Genomic DNA, 1,233 nt, shown 5'->3' with positions numbered 1-1,233 from the left:
AGCTCCGGAAAGCAAAAGGGCCCACCGACTCCATCGGCGGACCCTCACGAAAGATCGAGGCTAAGGCGGTGCTCCCCGCGTCAAAGCGAGGCTGTGAAGCCGGCGGACTGGTCGAGGTGGAACGCGGAGCCCGGAACCGTCGGAGTCCAACCCTGACGCAGGGCAACTCGCACAGCCGCGGCAACGCGGGACGGCAATACCGGCTCAGCCTCGTGACCGATCCAGTTGCTCGGATGCGGCTGGTCGGTGGTGACCACGAGCGTCATGCCCGGGGTGTCCGCATGCTCGACCGCGAACGTGCACGGCGACCAGGCCAGGCCCTGGAAGTACGTCGGTCTGCCTCGCAGCCGCCAGCGGTAGGTCGTGCCGTCGACAACGATCCGTCGTGATCCCTTGCGGACCAGTGCCATGACTCCCCCTTCAACAGCGCAGATGCTAGCGAGCCCGGTCCCACCGTCCGTCTCAGTTTCCGTCTCATTCAGCGCCGTTCGCGGGCGTTCAGACGGGACCGGAGCCCGTAGCCGCTCCGGCAACCAGCCGACCGTAAACGCAGGTGAACGGCCCCGTACGCGGCCCCGTGAGGCACCAACACAGTTGGAAAGCGTGTTGGTCGTGCCGAGATTCAGCAGGCACTGAGCCGTGACGATGCCGCCCTCTGATGAGAGCGTGTCCTGCATGGAGACACCCACGGCCCCAGGTGACGGGGATGCAGAGCACGCTGTCATCGCCCACTTCCGACTTGCCCACGGTGGCTTCGGCGAGGCCGACCAACGCCAGCTCGTCCGCGAAGCTCGGCAGGCGATGGCGACAGCGACCGAAGACGCTCGTGTCGGTGAGGTCGATGGCAACGAGTTCGGAGGGGGCGAGGCCGTGGTGTATGCCCACGGACCGGACGCCAGTGCGCTCTTCAAGATCATGGAGCCCACTTTGCGCAGTCTGCCATTCAGGCCGGCGCACGTCCTTCTCAGGCACGGCGACAGCGAAACACGGGTGGATTTGTAAGCCAGTCCAGGCGATCATCCGGGCCCGTGGCGCTACGCGCTAGGGGCGCACCACAAGCGCACCAGATCGAGCGGGGAACAGCGGGGAATCACGGTGAAAGCAAGCGACGTCGACCAGGCCGCAGCTCGGCCATTAGAGCAGGTCAGCGCCCGAACCGACCCCAAATGATCGCAGCTTCCCAAGCTGAGAGCGCGAGTTCGATTCTCGTCACCCGCTCCAAGCGAAACCCCA

Annotated in this window: 2 protein-coding genes; one reads left to right on the top strand and one right to left on the bottom strand. The window is 65.8% G+C overall.

The annotated features are described in order from the left end of the window. Positions 1 to 80: 80 nt before the first annotated feature. Entirely contained in the window at positions 81 to 410 is a 330-nt protein-coding gene (locus tag ABD207_RS06335; RefSeq protein WP_344010707.1) for a hypothetical protein, read from the bottom strand. A gap of 265 nt (positions 411 to 675) precedes the next feature. Between ABD207_RS06335 and ABD207_RS06330 the strand changes: the two genes are divergently transcribed. Then, entirely contained in the window at positions 676 to 1,002 is a 327-nt protein-coding gene (locus ABD207_RS06330) for a hypothetical protein (RefSeq protein WP_344010706.1), read from the top strand. The last annotated feature ends 231 nt before the right edge of the window (positions 1,003 to 1,233 follow it).

Origin of the sequence: Streptomyces thermospinosisporus (genome assembly GCF_039526425.1) — a bacterium.
GTDB classification, from domain to species: domain Bacteria; phylum Actinomycetota; class Actinomycetes; order Streptomycetales; family Streptomycetaceae; genus Streptomyces; species Streptomyces thermocarboxydovorans.
Note: the sequence above shows the minus strand (reverse complement) of the source record. Positions and strands in the feature narration are given on the sequence as shown.

Bases quoted from the DNA above. Each gene is read 5' to 3' on its own strand.
- ABD207_RS06335 (WP_344010707.1), bottom strand. From the start codon at position 410: ATGGCACTGGTCCGCAAGGGATCACGACGGATCGTTGTCGACGGCACG.
- ABD207_RS06330 (WP_344010706.1), top strand. From the start codon at position 676: ATGGAGACACCCACGGCCCCAGGTGACGGGGATGCAGAGCACGCTGTC.